Below are 7166 nucleotides of genomic sequence, written 5' to 3' on the forward strand. Positions count from 1 at the left end.
CGAACTCGCCGCAGCCGTCTGACCGGCAGCTGCCCCGGCCGCTGGCATGCCCAGCTTCCCCGTAACGCAACAGCGCCGCCAGGAGACGTTGTTGCGGCTGTAGGTCGTCAGCTTTTCGAGTTGGACGCCGGTGAGGCCCCGTTCGTCGGTGAGCTGGCGGAATCGGGCTGCGAGCTGGGCCTGTAGACCGTCAGCATGCACGGCGTCCCCTCCCGTATGGCGCGGCCGTGGGGGTGCGAAGCGGGTTCGCACCGCTGCGAAGCGGTTTTGCACGCTGGGCATCGCTTATCGCGCAGTGTGTCATGGGTCGTGCACGGTGGGAATCACGCCGGCCACTTTCCCGGACCTGTGAGGAGCGCAACGTGAACATGACCACGGATGCCCCCGCCGGGCCGGCTGGCTGGAGGCTCGCCGACGGCCGCCCGTTCCCCTGCGGGCCGCAGCCGCTGTTCGCCCGGCCGCGGACCTGGCAGGTGCGGGGTGGGCTGGCCGGGGTGGGGAGGGAACCGGCCATTCTGCGCGTGGATGCTGCTCCCTCCCCACCTGTTCCTGTACGGAGGTTGCCCCTGCTGGGGTCTGGTCGGGTGCCGGCCAGGTCTCCGGGGGGTGAGCCGCACTCTGATGCGGCCATCGTGCCCGCGTGATCGTGACCTGCTGGACACGGCTTCTACGTCGCTGCCCGTCGGTTACGTGACCAATCCGCGGGCTGGATGGCCTGGCACCCGCCCCGGGCGTTGCCGGCGTCCACCCGCGCCGGGGCGGGTGCCGCCCATTACCGCGACCGACCTTGGAGGGGCTCACCCATGACCAGTGACACCATCGCCCGGCTGGACTCGGACTCGGATGGTCGGGAGCGGATGCCTGATCCCTACGCGGTCGCGCCGAGAGCTGTGGAGATCTTCGACGCGGTCCGGGACCACGCCGAGTACGACCGGCTGCGTGCCAGCGCGCTGCGGCATGTGGCCCGCTGGGTGACGTTCACCGGCCTCCCGCTGATCGCCGGGTGGGACGCCGAGGTCGACGGCCCGGATCTGGTCGTCGAGGGGGTGAAGGTGCTCGCGATGAGGGCGGCGCTGTACGAGCAGATCGGGGATGAGCGGCTCGCTGGCCTTGAGGTGCCGGCGCCGGTCGAGGAGATCGTCTACGCGCTGGCCGCCCGGTTCACGGTCCTGTCCCGCGTCCAACAGGATCTGGACGTGGTGTTCGTGGACGGCACCGGCCGTGAGCCGGCCGGCCATGACGAGGGGTATGACGAGGACGGCTACACCAACCAGGTGTACGCCGCGGCCACCTGGGGGGCGATACCTCGCCGGTACTGGATCGGCCAAGAGGAGACCCGTCGCCGGCTGTCGGTCCTGTTACGAGCACTACGAGTCGATCGGGATCCAGGAGGGTGGCCGGAGCCACTTCTTCACCTTCTCCGCGTCGCGGTAGCCGGTGGTGCACGGATCCCGCGGCGCGGCACACGTCAGCGGGCCGCGCCGGGTCCCCGCGGCGTCGGGACGATTCCTGCCGCCACCCGCCGCCGGCTCATTGTCGCCGGCCGTCGCGAGGGAGCCGGGTCTGGTGCGGCGGTCTGTGCTCGCGCCGCCCCGGGCGCCGGTGGTCGACGAGGCGCTGGGCCTGGCCCGAGTCTGGTGTGCCGGCCACGCTGTGGCCGGCACACCAGCGTTGGCGCACGCGGTCCGGGTTGCGCTCACCCTGGGCCGGGGTGTCCCCGACGCCGCACCTGCGCTGATCGCCGCGGTACTGCTCCGCGACACCCCCAGCTACGCGGACATCGACGTTGTCAGTGAGCGGTGGCCGCGCGGTGCGGTATCGACACGCTGATCGCGCTGTGGCTCCTGCAGGGGGAGGAGACCATCGCGGGTCTGTTCCGCCACGACCCGCAGGCGGCGACCCGCCGGCTCACCGGGCTCCGCCCGGACATCGCCGCCGCCCTCGTCGCAGACAAGACGGTCCGGATCGGCGCTGTGCTCGCCGGTGCGCGGCAGGCCCGGGACGCCCGGGTCTACTGGGCCCAGCACCGGGGGTTCCTGCTGACGCTGCCCTACGTCCGGGTTGTGCTGGCCGCGACCTCGGATCGGATCCCCGCGAGTCTCGCCGGTGAACTCGACAGGCTCATCCGGCAGCTCCGCCGCGCCGTCATGACGGCCACCCAGCCCCCGGTGCGGGCGCGTCGGCGACAGCCTGCCTGAGCGGGAATCTGGATCTCGTGCCCTGCAAGGGCGAAGGGCTCCCCCGGGCGGGTGGGCTGCCGACCGGTGAGATCACCGGCACCCGTTCGCCCGTCGGAGAGGACCGTCACGGCGGGGTTGTGGGCGCCCGCAGACCAGGACCGGCTGGCGGGGCCGGGACGCCCGGGGGCGGGTCGCTACGCGCCGATCCCGCCCATGCTGGTGACCGGCGGAACCGCCGTCGGGGAACCGTTCCCGCGTTCGTGTGGATCGCTGACCGGCCAGGGAGTAGTCACGTGATCAACCTCGATGCCCCGTTCGGCGAGCAGCTCCTCGACATCCCGGTACGACAACGCGAACCGCAGATACCACCGCACCGCCAGCACGATCACCTCAGGAGGGAACCGGAACCCGGCGAACTCCGACGTCAGAGCCGGTGGACGGACACAACGTCGACGCATCACTCGATCATGACTGATCGGCAGCCTCGATGGCGGACTTCGTCAACGCAACAGTGCGTTATAAATGTTCATCACCGAGTCGGAGACCACGTGGGTCAGATATCCATTCCACCGAAGATGACCTTGGCTGCGGCCTCCCATTCCCGGGCCAGGTCGACGGTGTCGGGGGTGCGTAGCCATTGGAGCTGCAGGCCGTCCAGCGTCGCCAGTATTTGCCGGGCCAGCGATTGCGGGCGGTCAGTTACGGTCCCGGCTAGTTCCGTAAGCCCGGCCAGCGCTCGTTCGTGGCGGGCGAGAAAGTACGCGTGCGCGGGGTGGTGTGGCTCGAGTGATTCAGCCGCGAGCACGGCATACAGTCGGACGATCTCCGGTTGCGCCATGTTGCGCCGCACGATCGCGACACACGTCTGCGCCAGCTCGATCCTGACCGGCATCGTGCCGTCCTCCCGCTCGCCCGTCTGATCACCGTCGCCCGCGCTGAGCTGTGCGGCCAGCTGTAGCGCGTCTTCAGCCTCGGAGTGTTCCAAGACCAAGACAAGCAGCCCGTCTTTCGAGCCGACATGGTGCAGCAGGCCTTGGACGGTCAGCCCGCAGCCGTCGGCGACGTCCTGCATGGACAGGCCCCAGAAGCCACGGTCCGCTATCAGCCGCGTCGCGGCCTCCACGATCTGCCGTCGCCGCTGGGTGGCCGGCAGACGGGCCCGGTCACGCCGATAGCCCGGAACTCCCTCAGTCGCGATCACAGGAACCTTCGCCTCAAGACATTCCTTGTAGGTAGACACCATACCATGCCTTACGGTATACCTATTAAGTACTCGGTAACGAAGGAGTGGGGCCATGCGCCAGTCCACCCGGCCAGCTGCACTACAGGGAGCCATCCGCCAGATCGGCTATGTCGTACGCGACCTCGACGCGGCCCTGGCCAGCTGGTTGTCGTTGGGTGTCGGCCCGTGGTACGTGCTGCGCGGGTTCCCCATGGACGCGGTCTACCGCGGTCAGCCGTGCTCGGTCACCGCGTCACTCGCACTGAGTAACTCGGGTGACCTGCAGATCGAACTGATCCAACAGGAAGACAACACGTCCAGTATCTACACGGAGTTCCTGGCCTCCGGACGGGAGGGATATCAGCAGCTTGCCTGGTGGGTCGAGGATCTCGAAGCGGCGGTCCGGGCCACCGTCGAGGCCACTGGATGGCCAGTCGTGTGGTCCAGCGACGATGCGAACAGCCCGATACGGTACGCCTACCTCGAACCACCCGCCGGCCCCGCACAGGTCATCGAGATCATGGAGCGCTCCGCCGGTACGGACGGCTTTGCCGAGATGCTCCGTACCACCACGGCCAACTGGGACGGCAGCCAACCAATCCGCTCGATGGCGCCCGGCGGCGCATCGTGACATCGGCACACCCACTACCGCAGGTTGGCACGTCCGGAGTTCAACTGGCTGCGTACGGGCTCACGGCTCACGGGCACTCCACCCTCTTCACGGATGAATCGACATATATTCGGGACTCGAGAAAGATCCTTCCGTAATGCCTGATCCCCACGTGGTCACAACGAAACAGGCTCCGCCAGCCGAGGTTCGTTGGGCGATCGTCGGAACCGGTGACATATCCCGTACCGTCGCCCCGGACTTCGCAGCCATCCCCGGAGCGCGGCGCGCGGCGGTACTGTCTCGCTCCCTCCAGAAGGCTCGCACGTTCTCGGAAGAGTTTGACTTCGGACGCGCTTTCGATGACCTCGACACCCTCCTGACCGACCCGGAAATCGACGCCGTCTACATCGCGACACCGCATGCTCTCCATGCGCCGATGGCGCTCCGGGCCATAACAGCCGGCAAGCATGTCCTGGTCGAGAAACCGATCGGGGTTAACGCGGTCGAGGCTCGGAAGATTGCCGAGGCAGCGCAAGGCCAAGGCGTTTTTGCCATGGAGGCGATGTGGATGAAGTTCAATCCAAGCTTCCGGTCCTTCATCGCCCAGGCGCACGCTGGCCGCATCGGCGATATCCGCGCGGTACGCGGCTACTTCGGCCTCCCGTTCGCGACGGAGGATTCGACACGGTGGTCGGCTGAACGCTCCAGCAGCACACTGCTGGACCAGGGAATCTACCCGGTTACCCTGGCGCTCGAACTGCTCGGCAAGCCTAGCGGGATCATCGCAGATGGTCTCGTCAGGGCCGATGGCGTCGATGTGACCGAACACGTGACCCTACGGTACGACGGGGGCCGTTTCGCACACCTGGCCGCCTCCATGGTGCAGTTCATCGAGCCGACCGCCTCGGCGAGTGGCACTTCCGGATGGATGACGATACCCGCACCGTTTATGGCAGCCTCCCAGTACGCCATCCACATCATGGACGGCACCCTCAACGGCACAGTTTTCTCGTCACCTGAAATCTCGCGGTTCGACCGCGAGGGCAACGGCTATGTTCCGATGTTTCGCGCCGTGACGGAGGCGATCCGCCGGGGCGAGACGGAGCACGAGTGGCACCCACTCCGAGCTTCCATTGACGTTTTCGACGTACTTGACGGCATCAGGTCCGCCATGGCGGCCTCCCAATCCGTGCATGATCACTGATGCGACACCGGGGACGGGACGTGGACGTGACATTGACACCAGGAAGACGTTGCTGTGCCCGGCGGCCCGCAGCCCCGGTAGCGCGGTCTACTCCCCGTCGATCATCGAGTGGTACCATCCAACCGCTAATACTCCAGATGTATGTCGCGACTTTCTTGCATGAGCGCATCACACCTGTAACTGTCGTGGACGTTACACGTGTTACCAAAAGGCTAAGTACTGTGCGGAGTCGCCGGCCGGCCCAGCCTTCCGGACGGTGACGACCACGATGGCGCCGATTGTGGTGCCCTTACGGGAATGGGGTGGTATACGCGGCGCTTCACTGAGGTAGCTCGAGGACCGGGCAGTCACCGAGGGATTCGCCGCCGCACCCAGCCGCCTTCCGAAAGGTGAGCTGATGACCGTAGGCGCCCCTAATCGATCGACCGTTGACGAGTTTCAGCCGAAATACGGCACCACTCCACCCCGCAGGTTCGACTCATACGAACGCCTCGCCGTGGACGACGAAACCGACATCGTCCACGCATCCTCCCACATTCATAGATTCGTAGCAGTACGAGCACGCTCTGGTCTTTCTGAAATCGGAATACGGGATGCTGGTCGACGCCACTCATTCCCTGTTTGATCATTTGGAGGAAATATGAGAATACGCGGTACCGCCGTCGCAATGCTGGCGCTGGGGGTGGTCACGGTCTTCGCCGCCGCTCCGTCCCAGGCCGCGTCCAAATCGGTTCCGACGGGCAGCCCGGCAGCCGACACCCCGCTGGACAACTTACCCGACCACATCCGCCAGCTACCCTTGCCCGAAGGAGTCGGCGCGGCAACAAAACCCCAGTTTGCTCCTGACGGTCGCAGTCTCTTCGTGATCGATGAGAACGGTGAGGTCTGGGATTACCAACTCGACCACGGCACCGGCGTCCAACCGAGGGCGACGAAGCTGACCGGGAGATTCGCCCCGAAGGTACTACGGGCAACCCCGCTCACGAACGGCGATCTCGTCCTGTGCGCACCGGCCGACGCCACCGGCGGCCGCATCGACGGGAAGATCTGGCTGATGCAGCGCCCGCTCGGGAAGAGGCCTCCGGTACCGCTCAACGAGTCGTGCTGGGAGGGCATCGCCGTCTCGCACGCACCCGGTTCCACAACGATCGCCTGGGTCCGTTCCCACTACGACTTCTACGACCCCGACCGAGACATCCAAACCGCCCAGTCCCAGATCTTCACCGGCCGTATCAGCTACGACCGGCGCGGGACGCCGTCGCTGGTGGACACGACCAAGCTCGTCGACCGCGAGGACTTCCCCGGGCCCGTACTGTTGGAATCCCAGGACTTCCGCTCCGTGCGGGGCCGGCATGGCACCGACCGTCAACTGGTCTTCACCATGTACGGCTACCAGGGCTCCGAGGTCATGAGTATCGACCGCGAGACCGGGCAGATCGTCAACCACTCCCGCTCGCCCTGGTACGACGAGGCCGAGGGCATCGAGCCGGCCGGTCGCTGGACCCTCGTGGAACGAGACATCAGCAGCACCCGGGGGCCGGTCAGCATCGACCTCTGGCGGGTGCCGCTGGACGGCCAGGCGAAGTGGGAACGCCTCACCTATTTCACAGAATTCGACGGATACGGGGCCAACCAGCCTGCTGTGTCACCGAATTCCCGGTGGATCGCCTTCACTCTGAAGGACCCCAACGACGATCACGGGGAGGGCTCCGCGCTCCTGCTCTTCGACCTCGAGAAGTGGAACAGGAGCGGACAGGGTCATGCATCGATCGAAGCAGACCGACTGCCGCCCTATTCCCCGCAACCAACTACAGTACCTGACGGGTCTGTTGCGTAGGCGAGGTCTGGCGGTCTGCCGCCAGGCCAGTGTGGTGGGACTGTTTCAAGATCGGCTCTGTTCCACATTCGGTGGTGACGGTGCGTGGTCTCTGTCTGGTCTTGATCCTAAAG

Annotated in this window: 7 protein-coding genes and 1 pseudogene; 5 read left to right on the plus strand and 3 right to left on the minus strand. The window is 66.5% G+C overall.

Translation table 11 applies throughout. The features are described 5' to 3' along the window. Window positions 1-201 (minus strand): hypothetical protein (locus tag MXD62_RS26590; protein WP_248832155.1); only part of this gene is annotated, 201 nt, incomplete at its 3' end. A 602-nt stretch (window positions 202-803) separates the two neighbouring features. Between MXD62_RS26590 and MXD62_RS26595 the strand changes: the two genes are divergently transcribed. Beyond that, window positions 804-1796, plus strand: a complete 993-nt coding sequence (locus MXD62_RS26595; protein ID WP_248832156.1) for a hypothetical protein — start codon at window positions 804-806, stop codon at window positions 1794-1796. Between the two features lie 3 nt (window positions 1797-1799). Beyond that, the gene (locus MXD62_RS26600; protein WP_248832157.1) at window positions 1800-2198 is read left to right on the plus strand and encodes a hypothetical protein; all 399 of its coding nucleotides are present in this window, start codon (window positions 1800-1802) and stop codon (window positions 2196-2198) included. 269 nt (window positions 2199-2467) lie between these two features. Here the strand turns inward: MXD62_RS26600 and MXD62_RS26605 are convergent. Both MXD62_RS26605 and MXD62_RS26610 read right to left on the minus strand, forming a co-directional pair. Continuing rightward, a pseudogene (locus MXD62_RS26605) lies at window positions 2468-2638 on the minus strand (IS6 family transposase); the annotation flags it as partial. Between the two features lie 95 nt (window positions 2639-2733). Then, entirely contained in the window at window positions 2734-3381 is a 648-nt protein-coding gene (locus tag MXD62_RS26610) for a TetR/AcrR family transcriptional regulator (protein WP_248832158.1), read from the minus strand. A 94-nt stretch (window positions 3382-3475) separates the two neighbouring features. Between MXD62_RS26610 and MXD62_RS26615 the strand changes: the two genes are divergently transcribed. The 3 genes from MXD62_RS26615 (at window position 3476) to MXD62_RS26625 (ending at window position 7053) form a co-directional block, all read left to right on the plus strand. After that, a complete protein-coding gene (locus MXD62_RS26615; RefSeq protein ID WP_248832159.1) occupies window positions 3476-4033 on the plus strand; it encodes a VOC family protein in 558 nt (185 codons plus the stop codon). A 136-nt stretch (window positions 4034-4169) separates the two neighbouring features. Continuing rightward, window positions 4170-5216 (plus strand): Gfo/Idh/MocA family protein, encoded by a 1047-nt coding sequence (locus MXD62_RS26620; protein WP_248832160.1) that lies wholly within the window; start codon window positions 4170-4172, stop codon window positions 5214-5216. Window positions 5217-5856: 640 nt separating this feature from the next. Continuing rightward, a complete protein-coding gene (locus MXD62_RS26625) occupies window positions 5857-7053 on the plus strand; it encodes a hypothetical protein (protein WP_248832161.1) in 1197 nt (398 codons plus the stop codon). The last annotated feature ends 113 nt before the right edge of the window (window positions 7054-7166 follow it).

Source organism: Frankia sp. Mgl5, from assembly GCF_023242985.1.
Lineage (GTDB): Bacteria > Actinomycetota > Actinomycetes > Frankiales > Frankiaceae > Parafrankia > Parafrankia soli.